The 22,106-nt window shown below is 58.1% G+C and carries 20 protein-coding genes; 9 read left to right on the top strand and 11 right to left on the bottom strand.

The features are described from left to right. Window positions 1-116: 116 nt before the first annotated feature. From eno to ACR0L9_RS06085, 4 genes are all read right to left on the bottom strand, one after another. Window positions 117-1,394, bottom strand: a complete 1,278-nt coding sequence (gene eno, locus ACR0L9_RS06100) for a phosphopyruvate hydratase (RefSeq protein ID WP_480895215.1) — start codon at window positions 1,392-1,394, stop codon at window positions 117-119. Between the two features lie 144 nt (window positions 1,395-1,538). Further along, window positions 1,539-2,417: a DMT family transporter gene (locus tag ACR0L9_RS06095; protein ID WP_170422062.1), complete on the bottom strand. Its 879-nt coding sequence runs from the start codon at window positions 2,415-2,417 to the stop codon at window positions 1,539-1,541. Between the two features lie 136 nt (window positions 2,418-2,553). Then, window positions 2,554-2,967 carry a Fur family transcriptional regulator gene (locus tag ACR0L9_RS06090; RefSeq protein ID WP_170396723.1) on the bottom strand — a complete coding sequence of 138 codons (414 nt, stop codon included), beginning with the start codon at window positions 2,965-2,967 and terminating at the stop codon, window positions 2,554-2,556. A gap of 72 nt (window positions 2,968-3,039) precedes the next feature. After that, window positions 3,040-3,744, bottom strand: a complete 705-nt coding sequence (locus ACR0L9_RS06085) for an endonuclease/exonuclease/phosphatase family protein (RefSeq protein WP_170396721.1) — start codon at window positions 3,742-3,744, stop codon at window positions 3,040-3,042. A 116-nt stretch (window positions 3,745-3,860) separates the two neighbouring features. On the opposite strand from ACR0L9_RS06085, the gene ACR0L9_RS06080 reads away from it, so the two are divergent. Beyond that, entirely contained in the window at window positions 3,861-4,292 is a 432-nt protein-coding gene (locus tag ACR0L9_RS06080; protein ID WP_480503309.1) for a hypothetical protein, read from the top strand. 62 nt (window positions 4,293-4,354) lie between these two features. Here ACR0L9_RS06080 and ACR0L9_RS06075 read toward each other — a convergent pair whose 3' ends face one another. After that, the gene (locus ACR0L9_RS06075) at window positions 4,355-5,773 is read right to left on the bottom strand and encodes a protein adenylyltransferase SelO (RefSeq protein WP_480895213.1); all 1,419 of its coding nucleotides are present in this window, start codon (window positions 5,771-5,773) and stop codon (window positions 4,355-4,357) included. An 86-nt stretch (window positions 5,774-5,859) separates the two neighbouring features. Between ACR0L9_RS06075 and ACR0L9_RS06070 the strand changes: the two genes are divergently transcribed. Continuing rightward, a complete protein-coding gene (locus tag ACR0L9_RS06070) occupies window positions 5,860-6,279 on the top strand; it encodes a cupin domain-containing protein (protein ID WP_170611016.1) in 420 nt (139 codons plus the stop codon). Window positions 6,280-6,283: 4 nt separating this feature from the next. Further along, window positions 6,284-7,174, top strand: coding sequence for a fatty acid desaturase (locus ACR0L9_RS06065; protein ID WP_480895211.1), 891 nt, complete (start codon window positions 6,284-6,286; stop codon window positions 7,172-7,174). A gap of 64 nt (window positions 7,175-7,238) precedes the next feature. On the opposite strand, the gene ACR0L9_RS06060 is transcribed toward ACR0L9_RS06065, so the two are convergent. After that, window positions 7,239-8,318 (bottom strand): anhydro-N-acetylmuramic acid kinase, encoded by a 1,080-nt coding sequence (locus ACR0L9_RS06060; RefSeq protein ID WP_480613919.1) that lies wholly within the window; start codon window positions 8,316-8,318, stop codon window positions 7,239-7,241. A gap of 650 nt (window positions 8,319-8,968) precedes the next feature. Between ACR0L9_RS06060 and ACR0L9_RS06055 the strand changes: the two genes are divergently transcribed. Together ACR0L9_RS06055 and tyrS are read left to right on the top strand one after the other, a co-directional pair. Beyond that, window positions 8,969-10,048 carry a Hint domain-containing protein gene (locus ACR0L9_RS06055; protein ID WP_170509901.1) on the top strand — a complete coding sequence of 360 codons (1,080 nt, stop codon included), beginning with the start codon at window positions 8,969-8,971 and terminating at the stop codon, window positions 10,046-10,048. Window positions 10,049-10,346: 298 nt separating this feature from the next. Next, window positions 10,347-11,597 (top strand): tyrosine--tRNA ligase, encoded by a 1,251-nt coding sequence (gene tyrS / locus ACR0L9_RS06050; RefSeq protein WP_480895408.1) that lies wholly within the window; start codon window positions 10,347-10,349, stop codon window positions 11,595-11,597. 77 nt (window positions 11,598-11,674) lie between these two features. On the opposite strand, the gene ACR0L9_RS06045 is transcribed toward tyrS, so the two are convergent. Next, window positions 11,675-13,162, bottom strand: coding sequence for an adenylate/guanylate cyclase domain-containing protein (locus ACR0L9_RS06045; RefSeq protein WP_480895209.1), 1,488 nt, complete (start codon window positions 13,160-13,162; stop codon window positions 11,675-11,677). Window positions 13,163-13,503: 341 nt separating this feature from the next. On the opposite strand from ACR0L9_RS06045, the gene ACR0L9_RS06040 reads away from it, so the two are divergent. Genes ACR0L9_RS06040 through ACR0L9_RS06030 form a run of 3 tightly spaced genes read left to right on the top strand, consistent with a single transcriptional unit; the run spans window position 13,504 to window position 16,533 of the window. Further along, a complete protein-coding gene (locus tag ACR0L9_RS06040) occupies window positions 13,504-15,054 on the top strand; it encodes a trimethylamine methyltransferase family protein (RefSeq protein WP_480895207.1) in 1,551 nt (516 codons plus the stop codon). 19 nt (window positions 15,055-15,073) lie between these two features. Next, complete coding sequence (locus tag ACR0L9_RS06035) at window positions 15,074-15,802, top strand: SDR family NAD(P)-dependent oxidoreductase (RefSeq protein ID WP_480895205.1); 729 nt, start codon at window positions 15,074-15,076, stop codon at window positions 15,800-15,802. Next, on the top strand, window positions 15,799-16,533 hold the full coding sequence (locus tag ACR0L9_RS06030) for an SDR family oxidoreductase (protein ID WP_170817861.1): 735 nt from the start codon (window positions 15,799-15,801) through the stop codon (window positions 16,531-16,533). The genes ACR0L9_RS06035 and ACR0L9_RS06030 overlap by 4 nt, the downstream gene beginning before the upstream one ends. Window positions 16,534-16,545: 12 nt before the next feature. Here ACR0L9_RS06030 and ACR0L9_RS06025 read toward each other — a convergent pair whose 3' ends face one another. From ACR0L9_RS06025 to ACR0L9_RS06010, 4 genes are read right to left on the bottom strand one after another with little or no spacing between them, the layout of a single operon-like run. Next, complete coding sequence (locus ACR0L9_RS06025) at window positions 16,546-17,886, bottom strand: NAD(P)/FAD-dependent oxidoreductase (RefSeq protein WP_480895203.1); 1,341 nt, start codon at window positions 17,884-17,886, stop codon at window positions 16,546-16,548. Then, window positions 17,883-19,379 (bottom strand): aldehyde dehydrogenase, encoded by a 1,497-nt coding sequence (locus ACR0L9_RS06020; protein WP_480895201.1) that lies wholly within the window; start codon window positions 19,377-19,379, stop codon window positions 17,883-17,885. Before ACR0L9_RS06020 ends, ACR0L9_RS06025 begins: the two co-directional genes overlap by 4 nt. A gap of 3 nt (window positions 19,380-19,382) precedes the next feature. Next, the gene (locus ACR0L9_RS06015; protein WP_480895199.1) at window positions 19,383-20,300 is read right to left on the bottom strand and encodes a dihydrodipicolinate synthase family protein; all 918 of its coding nucleotides are present in this window, start codon (window positions 20,298-20,300) and stop codon (window positions 19,383-19,385) included. 7 nt (window positions 20,301-20,307) lie between these two features. Then, on the bottom strand, window positions 20,308-21,018 hold the full coding sequence (locus ACR0L9_RS06010; RefSeq protein WP_170396695.1) for a GntR family transcriptional regulator: 711 nt from the start codon (window positions 21,016-21,018) through the stop codon (window positions 20,308-20,310). A 133-nt stretch (window positions 21,019-21,151) separates the two neighbouring features. On the opposite strand from ACR0L9_RS06010, the gene ACR0L9_RS06005 reads away from it, so the two are divergent. Further along, window positions 21,152-22,102, top strand: a complete 951-nt coding sequence (locus ACR0L9_RS06005) for a GlxA family transcriptional regulator (RefSeq protein WP_170396693.1) — start codon at window positions 21,152-21,154, stop codon at window positions 22,100-22,102. Window positions 22,103-22,106: the final 4 nt, after the last annotated feature.

Raw genomic sequence — 22,106 nt, 5'->3', positions numbered from 1 at the left:
CCCTCTCCCATGTTGGCCTTCGATGCCCAGCTTAGACGGATCAGTAATGACGCAAAGAAAAAAATGGCCCCGGCGTTCTGCCGGGGCCTGATCTGGTTTTACCAAGTACGTCAAACTCAGCGCTTTAGGATCGACGCGCCGGCGTATTCTGCGACCTCACCCAGTGATTCCTCGATGCGGATCAGCTGGTTGTATTTGGCCAACCGGTCCGACCGCGCCAACGAGCCGGTTTTGATCTGCCCGCAGTTGGTCGCCACAGCCAAATCGGCAATGGTGGCATCTTCGGTCTCGCCCGAGCGATGCGACATCACGTTGGTATACCGTGCACGGTGGGCCATATCGACGGCGCGCAGAGTTTCGGTCAGTGATCCAATCTGGTTCACCTTGACCAGCATCGAGTTAGCACAGCCACGATCGATCCCCTCTGCCAGACGCTCTGGGTTGGTTACGAACAGGTCGTCGCCGACCAGTTGTACTTCGTTGCCGATGGCATCAGTTAGCGCTTTCCAGCCATCCCAATCGTCCTCGGACATGCCGTCTTCGATCGAGATAATTGGGTAATCTTTGACCAAGGTCGCCAGATACTCAGCGTTTTCCTCTGAGGTCAGCGAGATGTTTTCACCCGACAGAACATATTTTCCGTCGCGGTAGTATTCCGTGGCGGCGCAGTCCAGCGCCAGATGGATCTCCTCGCCGGGTTTGTAGCCCGCTTTTTCGACCGCCTGCAGGATGAAATCCAGTGCCTCACGGGTCGAAGCGATGTTAGGGGCAAAACCACCTTCGTCCCCCACTCCGGTGGCCAGTCCGGCAGCCGACAGTTCGCGCTTGAGCGTATGGAACACCTCCGACCCCATGCGCACGGCTTCGCGGATATTCGCGGCCGAGGTCGGCATGATCATGAATTCCTGAATGTCGATCGGGTTGTCGGCGTGTTCGCCGCCATTGATGATGTTCATCATCGGCACCGGCAGCACGCGCGCCGAAGTACCGCCAACATAGCGATACAGAGGCTGCGTGGTGAAATCCGCCGCCGCCTTGGCCGTCGCCAGCGAGACACCCAGGATAGCGTTCGCGCCCAGACGGCCCTTGTTCTCGGTCCCGTCGAGTTCAATCATCGCCTGATCGATGGCCACCTGCTCGGTCGCGTCAAAGCCCGCCAGTTCTTCGGCGATCTCACCGTTAACGGCAGCAACCGCTTCCAGCACGCCCTTGCCCATGTAACGAGATTTGTCACCATCGCGCTTTTCCACCGCCTCGTAGGCGCCGGTCGACGCCCCTGAAGGCACAGCGGCGCGGCCCATGGTGCCGTCTTCCAGAATCACGTCCACTTCGACCGTCGGGTTGCCCCGGCTGTCCAGTATTTCGCGTGCGTGGATGTCGATGATCGTGCTCATGATACGGGTCCCAATGATGCCAACGGTTGCATGCCTCATACCAGCACGCGGCGAAAAGTAAACCGTTTCCGTTATCGCTAACACTTATATTTTTCAGCCTTTAGGGCTAACAGTTTGCTGTTTGCGCCAACAGGTCGCGGGCGCTTAGGCCACTGCCAATGCCCGCGCCAGCTGGCGTTCTCGAATGAAAGTATACAGACCTGATCCGATAATCAGACCGGCACCGGCCAACGTCATGCTGTCGGGGCGTTCGCCAAACATCAGCATCCCGGCCGTGATCGAGAACACCAACCGAGTATACCGAAATGGCGTCAGCGCTGAAGCTTCGCCAATCCGCATCGCGGTTACGATACCGTAATAGCCCAATACGCCGAACCCGATGGCACCCAGATAAGGCCCGATCTGCGCAGCTTGCAGCGGCACAACTGGCTGTGCTGTGAACACCATAAGGGCCGCACCAGCCAGCGCCACTCCGATATAGGCCTGCAATGCGACGACCGACGAGGCCACACGAACATCCAACCTACGCGTGATCAGATCGCGCGCGGCAATTGCAACGACCGAGACCAAAACAAACAATGATTCCGGCTGGAATCCCTCGAACCCGGGGCGGATGATCATCAAGACGCCGACAAAGCCGATGCCGATGGCGCTCCAACGACGCCAACCGACCTGCTCGCCCAGAAACAGTGCTGCCCCCATCGTGACAAATAGAGGCATCGCCTGAAAAACCGCCGCCACAGTCGACAGATCAACAAGTGACAGCGCGGTCACGAAGCTGAGCGCACCAAAGGCTTCGGTCCCGGCACGGATCAGCGGCAAAGGTTGCCACGCGACCGGGTCGAAGATGCGTTTGCGTGTTGCCATAGACATAAGCGTGAACACAGCCCCGCAAATCAGACCCAATGCGATCATGATCTGCCCGGTCGACACACTGACCGAGAGATGCTTGATGAACATGTCCTCAAGCGCGAAGGCCGCCATCGAGCCGATGATCAGCAAAATGCCGTTTACGTTGTTCATGCGCGTTTCCATTGGAACAGGCCGCTGACAGGCGGACCTTTCCGGCAGCAAAACCGCAACCTTTGCGACGTCGCAAGCAGTATTACGACATGTTCGATGAAATCGCGTTCACCGACCGATCGATTTTCGTGATGTGTCAGTCTTTTTCTAACGGTACGCCGTACAATTCAAGGCGATGGCCTTTCAGCCTGTAGCCAAGCTTGGCCGCAATCTTTTCTTGCAGCGCTTCTATCTCAGGGTCGACAAACTCGATCACCTCGCCTGACTGCATGTCGATCAGGTGGTCGTGGTGATCACGCTCTGCATCTTCGTATCGCGCGCGCCCGTCGCCGAACTCGAGCCGCTCAAGTATCCCGGCCTCTTCGAACAACTTCACGGTACGATAGACTGTCGCGATCGAAATTCCCGCATCTTCGGCTGAAGCACGGGCATAAAGCTCTTCTACATCCGGGTGATCTTCGCTTTGCTGCAAGACCTGTGCAATGGTCCGCCGCTGGCCGGTCATGCGCAGGCCCTTGGCTTCGCAACGGGCGATAATCGTGTCGGACATGGTGACCCCCGGAACTGTTCGGTGTTCTGTCTTAATATGTCTACGCGCCCTGCGCCACAGACGATTTTGCGGTCAGGCGATGCGTCGCAGATCGGCCCAGACGGGTAAATGATCCGAGGCGATATGCGCGGGCCGCGCATCATGCACCCCGTGCAGTGCAGCCTCAAGCCCCTGCCCCACCGCGATTCTGTCCAGTGCCCCCAATGGCTGCGCGGCCGGGAAGCTTGGAACCGGAGGAAGAAACCGCATGTCCGGGGCCAAATGATCTAGAACAGGCTGGCGTGACCATTCGTTGAAATCCCCGGCCCAGACGGTGGGCATGTGTTCCAGATCAGAATCACATCGACGGATATGACTGATCTGTTGGCGTCGCGACGCCGGCAAAAGCCCAAGATGCATGCCCATCACCCGTAAAGGCCCGATCTGCGTATCAAACTCGACCCGCACGGCGCCGCGGGGCTCCAGACCCGGCAAATCATGATGACCTGCCTGACGCACCTGAATGGCGTCCCCACGCCAGATCACCGCGTTGCCATGCCAACCAAGACTACCGGCACCGCCCAAGTCCACGATCTGCCACCCGGCCTCATCCAGCATGAAATGTGGCAAAGCGGCAGGACGGGGCGGCAATCGTTTGTCCGCCTCCTGCAAAACAACGATATCGGCCTGCATGCTTTCGATGACCTGCAATATCCGCTGCGGCTGCCGCCGGAAATCGAGTCCCACGCATTTCTGAATGTTGTAACTGGCAAGGCGCAGGGTCGAGCGGTAGGTCATCGGCACACTTAAACTGATTTAACCCAAGATCGCCAACTGGTCGGACAAGTGCAAGCCGAACCCAGCGCTGAATGGCAACGCGCCGCTTGCTCCGCTAACATTTGTGCAAAACGGCCTTGAGCCCGCGCAGCCTCTCGGCCACCTTCACGATCATGTTCATAAGGTTTGTCCACCCGATCAAGATAGAAGATATGGACGCGCGTCAGGGGTTCTTCTGCGCGGCCTACGACCTGCGCGACACCACCGCTCTGGATAAATACACATTCGATCGAATTGAGGCGCTGCTGGCTTGGTTCCGGGAAAACCTTGAAATCCCCTATCGTTTCAACAGGACAAAATCTAAAGGCGCCTTTCAGCGCAACACCAAAGGCCTCAGCTGGTTCAAACCCGAAGCCAATGAGGTTTTGGGCAAGTCGTATGAGATGGTCGCACTGCTCAAAGAAAACGGATATCAGATCGATACTCTGCGATCAGACCGGATCGGCTACGTTGTCTATGAAGATGCGTGTCAGGTGATCGCCGAACCCTTTGCAGACACGCCCCGATAGCCTCGAAACCTGAAACTTCAAAAGTTTAAGGCTCGGTTTCTTCATAAGAAACCGTCTCTTTGTTACGTACCGCAGAATGTCGCGTGTACGACCTCGTTCTTCGCCGGAGGGCGCATCAGGTCAGCTGATTCTGGTTGATCCTCATACGGCCGTGACAGCACTTCATTCAGCCGATTGAACGGTGCGTAATCGCCCTGCACCGCAGCCTGAATCATCTGCTCCACCCGATGATTGCGTGGAATGAAGGCCGGATTGGCCACATCCATCACGTCCGAAGGCGCATCCTCACGCGCCAAGCGTTCCTGCCACCCCTTTGCCCATTCGTCAAAAGCCGCCGGGTCGGTAAACTGGTCTCGCGCGCGGTCGCTGCCCAGCGCGCGGAACGTGTTTGTGAAATCCGCCTGATTCTGCGCCATCCGCGTCAACAGGTCCGAGATCATTTCAAGATCCCCCTCCTCTGCCCGAACCAATCCGATCTTGGCCCTGAAACGTTCCAGCCAATGTGCCTGCATCAACGCAGGCATGGCATGGACAATTTCGGTGGCCTCTTCGACAGCTGCGTCCTTGTCCTCAAACTGCTGAATTAGGGCCGTTGCCAGCTGCGCCAGATTCCAAACCGCAATCTCAGGCTGGTTCGAGTAGGCATACCGCCCCATCCGGTCGATCGAGCTATAGACTGTATTCGGGTGATAGCTGTCCATGAACGCACATGGGCCGTAGTCGATCGTCTCGCCGGAGATCGAGCTATTGTCAGTATTCATGACCCCGTGAATGAAACCCACGCTCATCCATCGGGCGATCAACCCGGCCTGCGCATCCCGAACCGCGCGCAACAAACCCATAGCCCCGTCCGCCTCAGGATAGTGGCGCTGAATGGCATATTCAGTTAGCCGTTGCAGGCTCTCTAACTGCCCTCGCGCTGCAAACACCTGAAACGTGCCTACCCGCAAATGGCTCTGCGCCACACGTGTCAGTACCGCCCCGGGCATCGGACCCTCGCGCAGCACGATCTCTCCGGTTTCAACCGCTGCCAAGGCGCGCGTGGTGGGAATGCCCAGCGCATGCATCGCCTCGGAAACCACATATTCGCGCAAAACCGGCCCCAGCCAGGCACGTCCATCTCCCTGGCGCGAGAAAGGTGTCTGCCCTGAGCCCTTCAATTGAATATCCCGCCGAATCCCGTCGGATCCGACCGTCTCACCTAACAAAACCGCGCGCCCATCTCCTAGCTGAGGGTTATAGGTGCCAAACTGATGCCCGGAATATAACTGCGCCAGCGGCTCGGCCCCTTCGGGCACAGTATTGCCCGCAAAAGCCTGCGCCATCTCTTCAACGTCGCCCGGCGCAATCCGCAACAGTCGCGCCAGATCACTGTTGAAGGCAACAAGCTTTGGTGCACGCACAGGCACGGGCCCCTGCCGCGCAAAGAAGGTGTCCGGCAGGCGAACATAGCTGTTGTCAAACGGGATCGTCAAAGTCATGCGGCAAACATATGCTCTGCATACACAATTGCCATAGCAGATCGTGCGCGTGCGTGCATAATCCCACAAACAGACCCGAGGCTTCCATGACCGCGCAAGACATCATCCAACACCTGAACCTGCAGCAGCACCCCGAAGGCGGCTGGTTCAAAGAGACCTGGCGTGCCGACAATCCCGGCCGTGCCACCGGCACTTGCATCTACTTCCTACTGGCAAAGGGTGAGCGCAGCCACTGGCACAAGGTAGATGCGACCGAGATCTGGCTCTACCATTCCGGCGCTCCGCTGATCCTCTCGCTCAGCGCCTCCGATACAGGCCCTGCCAAAGACCACACCCTCACACCTGATCTGACCCAAGGCGCACCGCAGCTTATTGTACCCAAGGGCCATTGGCAGGCGGCGCGCAGCAGTGGAGACTACACGCTAGTCAGTTGCACTGTTTCACCGGGATTTGAATTTGACGGGTTTGAGCTCGCGCCACCCGGTTTTGACATTCCAGGAGTGTAATTCCATGGACCACCGCGCCCTGATCGCCGCGATCCCGCCCGAGACCAAGGACAGGCTGCAACAGCGGTCAGACACGGCAGGTCTCAGACATCTAGCGATCTATTTCGGCGCTTTGACAGCAACCAGCACCGGTATCATCCTACAGGTTCCCCTCTGGCCACTATTGCTCCTGCCGCAAGGCCTATTGCTGGTTTTCCTCTTTACGCTCAGCCACGAATGCACCCACAAGACGCCGTTCAAAACCCCTTGGATCAACGAAGCGGTTGGGCACCTTGTCTCAATTCCCATCTGCCTGCCGTTCACATGGTTTCGCTACTTTCACCTTGCCCATCACAAATGGACAAACCACCCGACCAAAGACCCGGAACTTGGCGGCAAACCCCGCCCCGAAAACTGGCGCAGCCTTGCGATCTATCTCAGCGGCTGGCCATATTGGACGGGTATGGCCTGTGTGTTGACCGACAACGCGCGCGGCAGGATTGACGCCGCTTACCTGCCAACCCGCCAGCACCGCGCCATACGAACCGAAGCCCGAATATTATCCACACTATATGCCCTGGCCGCACTCAGCCTGTTCTTCAGCCCCTTGTTGTTCTGGCTCTGGCTTCTGCCCGCCCTTATCGGCCAGCCTTTCCTGCGCCTATACCTGCTCGCCGAACACGGCCTCTGCCCGCCGGTGGCAAATATGCTCGAAAACTCCCGTACCACCTTTACCAATCGAATGATCCGATTTCTGGCCTGGAACATGCCCTACCACGCGGAACACCACGCCTTTCCAAACGTGCCTTTCCACCACCTTCCAGCCTTCCACCGCTGGACCCAGGCACACCTGCAATCCACCTCGGACGGCTACACCGAATTCACCCTGGATTACGCCCGCGCCCTAAATCGCTAGATCCGTCCCTTCATCTGGCCAAAAATACCTCGGGGGAGTCGCGCAGCGACGGGGGCAGAGCCCCCTACCCGCTCACCACGACACCCCTCGCCGGAGACGACACGACACCGCCCCCGACCAGCGCACTTACCCCGGTGGTACCCGGGCATGAGGTCGGCAATCCCCGCGCCACACGCACGGCGAGATAGGCAAAGGCCTGCGCCTCCAGCATATCGCCATCCAGCCCAACCGCCTCAACCGGCTCGACCGGGCAATCCAGCGACACGCGCAGCATTTCCATCAGCACTGGGTTGTGACGTCCGCCACCGGTAACCAGCATGCGCACAGGCGGCTTGGGACAATGCTCCATCCCCTGCAGCACACCCGCAGCGCTCATCCCGGTCAACGTGGCCACCGCATCCGCATCGCTCAGCTCGGTCACAAGACCGATCATTTCCGAGAAATCATTCCGGTCCAGCGATTTGGGCGGCATTCGGTTGAAATAGGGCTCGGCCAGAAACAGCTCCAGTGCGCCGGTCTCGACCGTACCCTCTCGGGCCAGCGCGCCGTCCCGATCCATCGGCAACCCCAAGCGCGCCTGCATCAGATCGTCAACCGGCGCGTTGGCAGGTCCGGTGTCGAAAGCCAGCAACGCCCCTGGCGCTTCTGGCCCGTCAAAAGACGGGTCAACATAGGTCAGGTTCCCAACACCGCCCAGATTGAGGAAACACAGCGGCTCTTCCGCCCCGATCCATTTGGCGCAGGCGAAATGAAAGAACGGGGCCAGAGGCGCACCCTCTCCGCCCAGCGCCACATCATCGCTGCGAAAATCCCAGACCACCGGCAGCCCCAAAGCCTGCGACAGACCCAACCCGTCACCCACCTGCAACGTGCCACGCCCACGCGGCTCATGTGCCAATGTCTGACCGTGGAAGCCGATCAGGTCGACCTCTTCGAACTCTGAAAGAACCTCGGCATGTGCCCGGGTCACCAATTCAGCCGAAATATCAACCTTTGGTCCATGCCAAAGCCCCAGCGCCGCGCGCAGTGAGGCACGCTCTTCTTCGGAATAAGCGCGATACCCGCTGGGACCAAAGCCGAATATCTGCTGCCCATCGGTTTCAACGACCGCAGCGTCCACACCGTCCAGCGATGTGCCCGACATGGCCCCCAACGCTCTGATCGCCCCCGATTTGCTGATGACCCTGCCCACGCCGACCTCGTATTGCGTCTCTCCACCCGTTTCGCCGGGTTCTGAGCACAACCTGCACGGTAATGCAAAGCCAAGGCAAGACACATCATGCGCGAGCTTCATTTTTCTTGGAAAAGGTGCCTTTTCCTTGCCTCTTCCCCCGCCTGTACCGTGCGCCGCTACAGAGTTCCGAAAGGTACGAGACCGCGAATGAAGGCGACAAGGCGTTCCCAAACGCAGCGCAGTTCCGAGTGCTCATGAAAGAGCTGTACAAAGTCCATTACCACATGTTCGCAGATCGCTACAGCAGGTGCCAAGCTCTCCCAAGAATGCCCGTCGCCGGTTTCAGTGTTCCACTTGGTCTGAAGCACCTACGATCATTCCATATAGCTCAGCTTCATCAGATTTTCATTGAAACAAAGCGACTGAATAATGGCCGGTACTTTGGGATGTTCAGTGCAATAAAAGCGCAGGCTCAAAACCCTGGATAATCGCAAATGTTGCACCAATGCTTATAGATGAGATACTAATATGCAGCAAAGCACAGACAACAAATTGAGGACGGGTGAGTAGGTTCATACCGCTTAGTAAAAAGCGGCAGTGAATTGGCCTGAACAGGGTTTATGCCAAACATATACGGTGCATTTCGGACGGACACGACTCTGACCACGAACCAGGCCCAATTCGGCGGCGTTGGAACGACATTTCAGATCTCCGCGTACAATACGATCGAAATTACTGATGGTGTTGACCCCAACACCATCGAAGGAGACGGTGTAAACAACGAATTCCCAGACGATCCCACGCAAACCTATCTGGGGAATGCAATTGCCTGGGACTACAATTACATAGTCACGGATGGCACCAATACCTACACGATTGGCGTTTTCGACTATGATTCCAGCGGCAACGGCGCGTTTGGCGGCGGAGCCGAGCAAGGATTCTTCATCGGCTTTTTGGGGGATGTCCCCCCGCTCAACACAACACTGACGATCACGGCGCTGGGTGACGGTGCCTTCGCCAGTCCAGTCGTTAATCTGCCCGTTGACGACTTTGTTCCCTGTTTCACCAGTGGCACGAATATTCGGGTAAGGGGTGGTCATAAGGCGGTCGAGGATCTGAAAGCCAGCGATGACGTCGAAGTGTTTGATCCCACAGGTGATGGGCCCGGATTTGCCACCCTGCTGCGGGTGTTTCGCCGTACGATATCTGCCCCGGAACTGGCTGCAAACCCCAAACTGCGCCCGGTTCGTATCAGCGCCGGAGCGTTAGGTCTGGGCTTGCCTCAGCGTGATCTTGTGGTGTCCCGGCAGCACCGGATGCTGGTGTCTTCAAAGATTGTCGAACGTATGTTCAGGACTTCCGAAGTTCTGGTACCCGCCGTCAATCTGACTTCGCTGCCCGGTATTTTCATCGATCAGGATGCCCAGAGCGTCGAGTATTTTCACCTTCTTTTTGGACAGCACGAGGTAGTCTATGCCGAAGGCGCACCATCGGAAAGCCTGTTTACCGGACCGGAAGTGCTCAAGGCCATCAGTCCAGAAGCACGAACAGAAATCCTGAGCATATTCCCCGAGATAGCAGAACTGGAATTTGCCCCCAAGCCCGCCTGCCCGATCCCATCCGGGAAGCTGCAAAAGCAACTGATTGAACGCCACATCAAGAATGAAAAGCCGCTTCTGTCCAGACACACTGCACGCTAGAACCAGAGGTTATCCGGCAGGACTTGGTACGCTTCAAAGACTGACGCGATATTCTGTGTTTCGCTATGCGTTATTTCTTCGCGTTTCCCTCAGAAAGCTTATCCGCAAGATTCTTTCAGTGCGGACTGCACTTGCTCGCCAATGACTGGACATTCCGCGAGACTTAGGGAATTAGAAGGCCAGTCGCATGAATGTACCTTCCGTCGTGCGACCAAGCGGGTCTGGTTTTGAAATTACTGACCTATGACTTACACCAGCCCTTGCAGAGAGGGCCAGAACACAAGGCCTGTTGAGCGTCATGACCTACCACCCCAAATCGGATTTCATCGCCACGATGATCGAGCGCGGCTTTCTCGCCGACTGCACCGATTATCAGGGCCTTGACGACGCGCTGATCTCTGGGGTGCAGACGGCTTATATCGGCTATGACGCCACCGCACAGTCGCTGCATGTAGGTCACCTGATGAACATTATGGTGCTGCGCTGGTTGCAGAAAACCGGCCACAAGCCAATTACCCTGATGGGCGGCGGCACCACCAAGGTGGGCGATCCCTCGTTCCGTTCGGATGAACGCCCCCTGCTGGGCCCTGAACAGATCGACGCCAATATCGCAGGCATGAAGCAGGTGTTCTCGAAATACCTGTCTTACGATGACAGCGAGACCGGCGCGCTGATGCTGAACAATGCCGAATGGCTGGATAGCCTGAACTACCTCGATTTCCTGCGCGATATTGGGCGGCATTTCTCGGTCAACCGGATGCTCAGCTTTGAATCGGTGAAATCGCGGTTGGATCGTGAACAGTCGCTGAGCTTTCTCGAATTCAACTACATGATCCTGCAGGCTTATGACTTCCTCGAACTGAACCGCCGGTATAACTGCGTTCTGCAGATGGGCGGCTCTGACCAGTGGGGCAACATCGTCAACGGCATCGACCTAACCCGCCGGGTGCTGGATCACGAGATCTATGGCCTCACGACCCCCCTGCTGACCACCAGCGATGGCCGCAAGATGGGCAAATCACAGGGCGGTGCGGTTTGGTTGAACGGCGACATGCTGAGCGCCTATGAGTTCTGGCAGTTCTGGCGCAACACGACCGACGCCGATGTGGGACGGTTCCTGAAAATCTTCACCGAGCTTCCGGTGGACGAATGCGACCGCATGGCCGCGATGCAAGGGTCCGAGATCAACGAGGCCAAAATCCGCCTCGCCAACGAAGTCACAACTCTGCTGCACGGTGCAGAAGCCGCTGCAACCGCCGAGGCGACCGCGCGCGAGGTGTTCGAAAAGGGCGGCGTTGGCGGAGACCTCCCGACCCTGACCCTCAGCGCATTAGAGCTGGGTGACGGCATGTCCATCGTCCAGCTGATCGTCAAATCCGGCCTCGCCAAATCGGGCAAAGAAGCCAAGCGCCTGATCGCCGAAAACGGTGCCAAGCTAGACGATGCTCCGCTGACCGACGCGGGCCTGATGATCGACGCAGGCGCACTGTCCTCGCCCATCAAACTCAGCGCGGGCAAGAAACGCCACGCGCTGGTTCAGTTGGGCTGAGCCAAATTGGGCGGTCGCCGCCGGGTGGCCGTCCATTGAGGTAGAAGTGGCAGATTAATTAGGTCGAGACGTAGTGGTCAGCTTTTGGTTTTAGAACCGATCAGGAACCACGTTTTCACAGCACCCAATCCCTTTATCTCCACCACGCCTCGGGGTTCGAAGTCGTAGTCCGCTTCAAGTTCCTCTTTTGCGGCACCCGTTACCTGGATCCTCCCCGGTTCACCGTGGCTCTCCATCCGGCTGGCGGTGTTCACCGTTTCCCCCCAAACATCATAGAACAACTTCTGGTTTCCAATGACACCGGCGACAGCAGGCCCTGCGTGAAGTCCGATTCTTACTTGAAGCCCATCCGGAAAATCAGGTGACATTTCCGCAACCGACCGCTGCACGTCCAGAGCCATCTCGGCGACACGATGCACCGGGTCGCCGACCGGAGACGGCATACCTGCCGCGACCATATAGGCATCACCAATTGTCTTGATCTTTTCCAATCCGTGTTTGTCGGCCAATTCATCAAATAGACGAAAGATCTTGTTCAGAAACCCGACTACATCTTCCGGTGGCAGTTTCGATGCCCGTGGCGTGAAATCCACGATATCAGCGAATAGTATTGCAACCTTGGGCAAACTGTCAGCGATAGTCTGGTCTGGCTCAAGCTTCAATCTTACCGCAATGTCTTCTGGCAGCAGATTGTAAAGCAACTTTTCCGACCGGTCGTATTCGGCTTCCAGTTCGGCTCGCTGGGTCTCTACCTGTTCATAAAGATCACCCAGCCGCGCACTTGTTGCATTCACGTCGTTTGCCAATTTGCCAAGCTCGTCGCGATTGGGGACATCAACTCGCGCCGCGAAATCTCCTTCGGCGACAACGCTAAGTGTTTGGCCAATTCGGCGCATTGGCCAGATCAGTGACGAAGAGATTGCGTAGCCAAGAAAAAGGGCTGCCCCCATTGCAATTGTTGCCGCCGCCACGACCATTTTGCGCGTCGATTGGTAAACTTCGGCATTCCTATTTGCCCGGTCACGCATCTCTGCTTCGGCGCCCTGCACAAGATTATACGCATCGCTTTGCAGTGAACGAACTTGGCGAAAAATCTGATCCAATCCCAATTCGGCGAGATTCTGCATGTCTCCGTCTCTTCGAAACCGCACCATGGCGGCGGCCTTGGTTTTGATGTCGCCCAAATCTGCGCGGATTTCATCAATGGTTTGGAACTCTTTGCTGCCCGCCTGCAGGAATCGACGTATCCCTTGCGCAATGTGATGTTGCAGGTTCTCGATCTGACCGATGAAATTGCCGGTTGAAAATGCAAAAATTTCGTCCGAGTCGTCCCCGGGCGTCTGATCGATGACCAAGGACAAGTTCATCAGGTTCAACTCGCTCAGCGCCAAATGGATTTCGTTGAAATATGCAATCCTCTCCTGATCATGGATCATCGCATCGACACGCCTGTTCGATTGCTGCAAGGCCGACACCGCAAAAAGAGCCAATCCCAAAAGCAACAAGGTGATACCCAAAAACGCCATCAGCAGTTTTACCCGCACAGACAGGGCAGCTTTTGCCACGCTCCTTACGATCAGATTTGGTTGCTGAGAGTTCCTAATGCCCCGCTCCCACATGGATTAAGCCCGTCTCGAATGGTGCCGATACATTAATCAGAATACAGTCTGCGGGCGGACTAGTCACTTTTGGCCGCAATTCTTTGGCCCCATCGTCTGCTTCGCTGCCATTGCGTGATGTTAAACACAAACTCCCACAAAGATGCGTTTGAGATGCTTTAGTGAACCTCCTTCGAGTTGCCGTTTATTTGACGAAACCCCAACGTCGCATTTCGCAACAGTCTTTCGCATTCCTGCATGTGGACCTCACCCTTTCCGTTCCACTCTGAACCGGAAGGAGGCACCATATGACCAGAACTGCCACAGCCACACGTACCGGAGGGCGCTCTGCCCGGCGCGCCATGCGCACCGCTCCAAACTTCGAGATGCTGCCGGGCCTGACCCGCGGCATTCCGTTATGCGAGGTTATGGACGGCGCCCAGGTAGAACGCATTGATGCGGCCTCGATGGATATTCTGGAAAACGTAGGCGTTCAGTTCCGTGACCCCATCGCTCTGGAAGACTGGAAGAAGGCTGGTGCCAAGGTAGAAGGCGAGTTCGTCTATCTGGATCGCGGTCTGGTGCGTGAGCTGATCGCGACCATTCCGTCAGATTTCGCCTACCACGCGCGCGATCCGAAAAAGAACGTGCGGCTGGGCGGCAAACACTCGATCTTCGTGCCAATGACCGGCGCGCCGTTCCTGCGCGATCTGGAAGATGTGCGCCGCAACCCGACGCTGGACGATCTGGCGATGTTCCACAAGCTCAGCCATATGTTGCCCGCGCTGCATTCCTCGGCCCATCACATCGTGGAGCCCTATGATCACCCGATCAGTCAGCGGCATCTGCGGATTACCTATTCGTCAATGAAGCACTCTGACAAAACCTTCATGGGCATGACCACCAGCCCCAAGAATGCCGAAGATGTCATGGAGATGTGTGCCATCCTGTTCGGCGAGGATTTCCTTGAAGATCACCCGGTCACCACTGGTAATTGCAACGGCAATTCGCCGCTGGTTTGGGATGAAACCATGCTGGGCGCGATGCGTGCCTTCTGTCGCCGAAAGCAGCCGGTGTTGTGCTCGCCCTTCGTTCTGGGCGGGGCCAATACGCCCGCCAGCGTTCCGGCGACCGTGGCGCAACTGAATGCCGAGGCGCTCAGCGCGCTGGCCTATACGCAGGTGATCCGCAAGGGCGCGCCCGCAATCTACGGGCACTACCTGTCGACCGTTTCGATGAAATCCGGAGCGCCGATGGCAGGCACGCCCGAGATCAGCCTGATGAATTTTATGATCGGCCAGATGGCGCGGCACTACGAAGTGCCTTGGCGTACCTCAAACACTCTGGGCGGAGCCAAGACGTTCGACGCGCAGGCAGGCTATGAATCTGCCACTACCTTGCAGGCGGTCATCCATGCTGGTGCGAACTACATCTGGCACTCGGCGGGCTGGAACGAGGCCGGGATGCACTGCTCGACCGCCAAGTTCATCGTTGACGCGGAACAATGCGCCATGGCCTATCGCATGGCCGAGGGCCCGAAATGGGGCGATTTCGATCAGGCCGTTTCGGCAGTCGGTGATATCGGTCCGGGCGGGCATTACCTTGGGCATCCGCATACGCAGGACAATTTCCAGAGCGCATTCTTCATGCCGGATATGTTCGACAACAACTCGATCGAACAATGGCAGGCTGAGGGTTGTGTTGAAATCACCGAACGCGCGCTCAAACACGCCCGCAAGCTGCTGGCCGAGTATCAGGAACCAACGCTCGATATCGCCAAGAACGAAGAGCTGCTGGATTACATCGCCCGGCGCGAGCGTGAAATACCGGCTGCGGATGAGCTGAACCAGTCCTACTAAATCCCGGGGAGGTACACGAATGAGGTTCGCTGAAAAAACCGCACTCGTCACAGGGGCGTCGGGCGGGATCGGGGCCGCCATCGTCAGCCAGCTGCGGGCCGAAGGCGCGCGTGTGGCTGTTGCTGACCGCGATGTGGGCAGCCTTGAAGCCGAGGCGCATCTGCCCGGCGATCTGCGCGATCCCGACTATTGCGACGGGCTGGCCTTGGCCGCGCATCAGGCGCTGGATGGTCTTGATATCGTGATCAACAATGCAGGCGTGATCACCCGCGGCCCGGTGACTGAAACATCCGATGAGGATTGGGCCCTGTCCATCGGAGTGAATGTCGAGGCCCCTTTCCGTATCTGCCGCGCTGCGATTCCAATCATGGCGGCGGGTGGCGGTGCTATTGTGAACACTGCCTCGTGCTGGGGCCTTCGACCTGGCCCGGATCATGCGGTGTACTGCATGACCAAAGCGGCCATTGCCAGCCTCACCCAATGCATGGGGCACGATCACGCCCATCAGGGCATCCGCATCAACGCCGTTTGCCCGAACGAGGTGAACACACCGATGCTGCGTTCGGGCTTTGCCAAACGTGGGTTCGATCCTGATACGGCGATTGCCGAGCTTGGGAAGTCGGTGCCTTTAGGGCGTATCGCCGAACCCGAAGATATAGCCGAAGTGATCCTTTTTCTCGCCTCGGATTCGGCGCGCTACATGTGTGGTGCTCTGGTCGAAGTGAATGGGGGCAAGCCGGTGCAATGAAAAGATTTGCAGGAAAAACAGCGCTCGTGACCGGTGGCCGCAGTGGCATCGGACAAGCCATCGCCCGGCGGCTGCGCGAAGAAGGGGCAAATGTCTACACTGCGCAGCGCGGTAAAGATGATGAGTTCCCCTCTATCCCAGCGGATTTTGCCAACCCGGAAAGCCCGGCGCAGATCATCAAGCAGGTTGTGGACAGCGCGGGCCAGCTGGACGTACTGATCAACAATGCAGGCATGATGCAGGAGGCTTCCGTCAACGACATGCCGCTTGAAGATTGGCAACGCAACCTCATGGTCAACCTGACCGCCCCGTTCCTGCTGATCCAGGCTGCACTGCCACATCTGCGCAAAACCAAGGGCAGCATCGTCAATATCGGCTCGGTCGAGGGGTTGGGCAGCAACCCCGGCCACGCCGCCTACTGCGCCTCTAAGGCCGGGCTGCATGGGCTGACCCGCGCGGTTGCCGTGGATCACGGAGCAGAAGGCATTCGCTGCAATGCAGTGGCACCGGGCTGGATCGACACAGACCTCAACATCGATTTCATCGAGAGCATGAACGACCCCGGCGCATTCCGCCGGGATATCGCCCGCATTCATCCCGTAGGCCGTACCGGCGACCCGAAAGAAGTCGCCGCACTGGTCGCGTTCTTGGCAGCCGAGGAAGCGGGTTTTGTCACCGGTCAAATTTACACGATCGATGGCGGACGGATGGCAAAGCTCAGCCTGCCCTGACCAGCCTGCAAGCTATTCCGCCCCTGATCGCCACTCTTTCCAGCGCAGATACGCATTGGCCCCAACCGAAGCGAAGGGCTCGGGTGGCAAACGCGGTGGCATCGGTTGCGCCAGAAAATGATCTGCAATCTGGGAGTCTTTCCCCTGCACAAGCTCTGCCACGCCCATTCCTTGCAGTGTTCCTCGCGCTATACCCAATCCGTTTTGACAGCAGGCGGCATATACACCCTGCTCGATCTCACCAAACGCGGCCGAGCCATTGCGGCTGAGGCACAGCATCCCAGCCCAACGGTGCTGCATCTGTACATTCGGCAAGTTGGGAAATCGCTCCTGAAACTTACGATCGTGCACCGCGCCTGCCCGTTTCAAATGGCTGTCGCCGCTGTGGATTTCAGGATGAAAGCTTGAACAGGTCCGGATCAGAATGCGATCCCCATAACTGCCCGAAACCCGCCGGACCGAAGTGCCCATCGGATCCGCTGGCGTTACCGACCAGCGTGGCTGTCCGCCCAGCGTGGCGATCTGATCTGGTGTCAGCGGTTCCGTTATCGACGCGTAGAGGCAGATGTGCATCAGACGCCGCTGGTAAAACCCAAAGCTTTCCAGGTGACCATTCGTTGCCATCACGATCCGCCCCGTCGAAACCCGCGCCTGTTCGGTCTCGACCAACCAGCCACCGCCTTGTTTGCGAAACCCGGTCACGGCAGAGTTTTCATAAACACCGATCCGCCCAGCCAGATGCGTTGAGAGAGCCCGCACATAGGCTGCAGGCTGGATCATCACCGTCCCGGGCGCAAACAGACCAGATGTGTAATGCGGGCTGCCTGTCAGCGCCTGCATCTGCTGTGCATCATAAAGCTCGTGGGGCTCTCCCAATCGCGCCAGATGCACTGCGTAGTCTGCGTTGTGCCGATCACCCGCTGCGGTCGCAGCAGCGTTGATCTTGCCGCACGGGTCGAACATCTCCGGCGACAGGTCGCACTCAGCGGCTACCCGGGTCGCAAAGGAAATCGCCTGGCGATTCAGCGCGATTGTGGCCCGATCTGCCTCCAGCCCATCGCTGGCGTAATTGTCCGAGGCCAAGTCATGCGGCAGATCGATCATGAACCCCGAGTTGCGCCCGGCAGAGCCTTCCGCAAAGCGCCCAGCCTCAAGCACCACAACCTTCAGCGCCGGATCAAGCTGATGCAGCCTCAGCGCTGCGGACAGCCCGGCAAAACCACCGCCGATGATGGTCACATCTGCGGTCTGGTCTTGCTCAAGCCGAGGCAGGTCTTGCTGCAGAGGCATGATGGCATTCCATCCTGCCACGCCGGTTTGCCGGGGCAAACGTTTGGCGGTGTAGATCGTCAATCTACCGCCTCATCTTCGTCATCGGCCAGATCAATCCAGATGGTTTTCAGCTGGGTATACTGATCATGGGCGTGAACCGAGTTGTCCCGGCCACCAAACCCGGACTGCTTGTAGCCACCAAAGGGTGTGGTGATATCCCCTTCACCAAAGCTGTTGATCGTGACGGTACCCGCCCGGATCGCCCGCGCGCCCCGGATCGCGCGTTTGGCGTTGGCCGTGAAGATCGAGGCGCACAGCCCATACTCGGTGTCATTGGCAATGCTGATCGCCTCGTCAAAGCCCGAAACTTCGATCACCGACAAAACCGGGCCAAAGATCTCCTCGCGCGCCAGCGTGGCATCGTTTCCGGGCACCTCGACCACCGTGGCTTCAACAAACCCATTCTCCGCCTTGCCACCAATCAGCACAGTCTCGGCCTGATCCAGATAGCCGCACACCTTGGAATAATGCCCCTCGCTGACAAGCGCGCCCATGCGGGTCTCTGGGTCCAACGGGTCGCCGACATTCCAGTGCTTGGCATGATGCGCGATCCGTTCCAGCAGTTCTGCCTTCACGTCCTTATGCACGATCAACCGCGACGAGGCCGAGCAATTCTCGCCCATGTTCCAGAATGCGCCATTGACGACATGCGCCGCCACCCGATCCAGATTTTCCGCATCGTGCAAGACGATGGCCGGGTTTTTGCCGCCCATTTCAAGCACAACTTCCTTGGCATTGCTTTCAGCGGAATAGCTCAGGAACTTCTTTCCGGTTACGGTCGAGCCGGTAAAAGACACCATGTCGATGTCCATATGCCGCCCGATGGGTTCGCCCACCTCGGCACCACCGCCGGGCACTACATTCAGCACACCGCGCGGCAACCCGGCCTCAGACGCCAGCTCCGCCACCTTTAAAGCGGTCAGAGAAGTCTCGGCCGCCGGCTTCAGCACCACTGAACACCCCGCCGCCAGCGCCGGCCCGATCTTCCACGCCAGCATAAGCAGAGGGAAGTTCCACGGCAGGACCAGCCCAACCACACCAATGGGCTCGCGCACCACCATGGCAATGTGATCATCGCTGGCGGGCGAGACCTGATCATAGATCTTATCGATCGCCTCGGCATGCCATTTCAGGCAGTGGATCGTCTCGGGAACATCAACGGTTTCGCAATCAAAGATGGTCTTGCCGCTATCGATGCTCTCCATCACCGCCAGTTCCCGCGCGTTGCGGGTAAGCAGCTTGCACAGGCGGATCAGAATGTCCTTGCGATCCGAGGGGTGCATCTTTGACCAACGCCCGTCGTCAAAGGCTTCTCGCGCCTTTTCGACCGCAAAATCCACATCCTCCGATCCGCAGGCAGCAATGCTGGTCAGCACAGCCCCGGTGGCTGGATTGATAGTCTCGAACACCTGCCCTGAGGTCGCCGGGCGGTAGCCGCCATCGATGAAAGCGCCCGTCGGCAGATCCAGATGCGCAGCGATGGATTCGTATTCGTCTTTCGTCAACAAGCCCATGCCTTAACCCTCCGCCACGATATCTGCGATTTTGCGTTTCAGAACGCGCGTCACCTGCTCCAGCGCGCGTTTGTCATCTTTGTTCAAACCTTTCAGAGGCGGCCTCACCACGCCTGCGTCAATCCCGTTCATGGTGACGCCATGTTTGATCGTCTGGATGAACTTGCCGCCCTGCTCCAGCACCCGCATCAGCGGCATCAGCGCGCTCATGATGCGACGGCCCTTGGCAAAGTTGCCCTCGATCACACAAGCCTGATACAGCGCCACGTGTTCGGCGGGCAGAAAGTTCGACCCACCACAGACCCAGAACGGCGCTCCCCAGGCGAAGAACTCCAGCGCCTGATCATCCATGCCGCAGCCCAGCTGAATATGCGGATAATCCCGCGCCAGCAGATGAACCCGGTTGATATCGCCCGAGCTTTCCTTGATGCCACAGAAGTTCCGGCTGCGGCCTACGCGGTCCAGGAATTCTTCCCCCATCATCGTGCCGGTCCGGTGCGGATAGTTGTACAGCATCACCGGCAGGTCAGCCGCCTTGTCGATTGCCAGCGCATTCAGCGCATTCTCGCGGTCGGTCGGCACCGAATAGGGCGGGCTGGCCAACAAGATCGCATCTGCGCCTAGGTCTCGCGCACCTGAGGCTAAAGCGACGGAATCCCCGGTCAGCATCGCCCCCGTTCCCACAACCAGAGGCACACGCTCCTTCAGTTGTTCATGCGTAAAGCGCGCCAGTTCCAGCCGCTCATCGACGGTCTGCGCATAGTTTTCGCCGGTGGACCCGCCCGAGATCAGCCCGTGCACACCATTCTCGATCAGGTACTCGATCACCTCGGCCAACGCGTCCCAGTTCACGCCACCATCCGCCGCGTAGGGTGTCACCACCGGCGTATAAATACCCTCAAATCTGAAGATCGGAGTCATGTGTCCCTCATGCAGATGTCTTGCCGGGGACCTGCCCCAGCGGAAAATCCAACCCCTCGGGCATCACGAACAGCTCGATCTGATCGCGTGACAGGGTCCAGTGGTCGTCGGCCAGCTGCGCAGCAGCCGCCTCATCGCCCGCCTCGATGGCGGCGATGATGGCGTCATGCTGGTCGCTCGCCTCTGAAAGGTTCTCAGCCATTCGTGCGGTCTGCGGGCGATAAAATGTCATCCCGATCCGCGCGTGATCGATCAGCAACCGGTTGAACGATGGGGATAAATAGACATTCCCCGCCATCTCTCCGGTCACCTCGTGAAACCGGGTATTGGCCAGCGTCCGCTCCTCAGCTGAGCCTGTACGCAAGGCTTGCCGAAACGTCTCTTGCGCCTCTTTCAACTGATCGATCTGATCGTGCGTCGCATTCGCCGCGGCCAGACGCAGCACCGCGCCATAGACCATCGGCGCAACCAGAAAGAAATCGCGTAGCGTGGTATGAGACATCTCTGACACCCGCGCCCCGCGATGGGTGCGCAGGTCCAGATACCCCTCACCGGCCAACTGCCGGAACACTTCGCGCAAAGGCGTGCGCGACAAGCCAAAGGCCTGCGACAGTTGCGCCTCGTCCAAATCTTCTCCGGGACGCAAACGCAGGGTCAGAACCGACATCTTCAGATGCTCAGCCAACGCCTCTTTTGGTGATTTCCCTTCGTCCCTCATCCGATCCCCTTCATCACGATCCCGCGAATCGATAGCTTGCCCTCTGGTATCGTATAAAAATACATGTTGTATACAGTTAGTTTTCGTGCAGCATGCAGAAAACAGTCAGAACGCCCTGATTCCGGTCCTATCGATGAGCCAAACACAGCACTACGCCTTCATACTGGTCGAGGAATTCTCGCATCTCGCCTTCTCCTGCGCGGTCGAGCCATTGCGGATCGCAAATTTGCTGGCCGAGGAAGATCTTTATCGATGGTCCTTCCTGTCCGAACACGCTGAGCATGCGGTCTGTTCAAACGGATCGGTCACTTTGGTGCATGGCGGATTGGGATCTATCCCAAAATGTGACCAACTGTTTGTTCTGTCAGGAATAAACATGCGCAATCACGTCTCGCGTCCGCTGCTCGCAACCCTGCGCCGAGAGCGGGCACGGGGCACCAATATCAGCGCCTTGTGTTCCGGTGCATGGCTGCTGGCCGAGGCCGGATTTTTGGATGGGATGCAGGCGGCGATCCATTGGGAATACCATGATGCTTTCATGGAGGCCTTCCCCGAGATCAATCTTGTTCGCAGCGTCTTTGTCGCCGACGAAAAACACATGACCGCCTCGGGCGGCACCGCGACCGCCGATTTGATGCTGCACCTGATCGAACGCGACCACGGCCACGACCTGTCGGTCGCAGTGGCCGATCAGATGGTCTATAACGCCGTGCGCAACGCCACTGCCGATCAGCGCGTCTCGCTGCAATCGCGTAACGGGATGCGGAACGCGCATCTGGCCAAGGCAATCCACATCATGACCGACAATATCCAAAGCCCGTTGTCCCCCTCGGTCATTGCCAGCGATATCGGCATCTCAACCCGGCAACTGGAGCGCCTGTTTGGGAAATTCCTGAACACCTCGCCTAAGAAATACTTCATGGAATTGCGGCTGGACCGCGCCCGCAATCTGCTGTTGCAGACCGAATCTTCGGTGACCGAGGTCGCCTTTGCCTGCGGTTTCGAAAGCGCCGGCCATTTCTCGCGTGTGTACCGGGCTGCGTTTGGCGTCACGCCGATGCAGCAGCGCAGCAGGCTTGATTGATCAA

It is taken from the genome of Ruegeria sp. I3 (genome assembly GCF_056532525.1).
The sequence above is the reverse complement of the archived record's forward strand: the minus strand, read 5'-3'. Positions and strand labels throughout refer to the sequence as shown.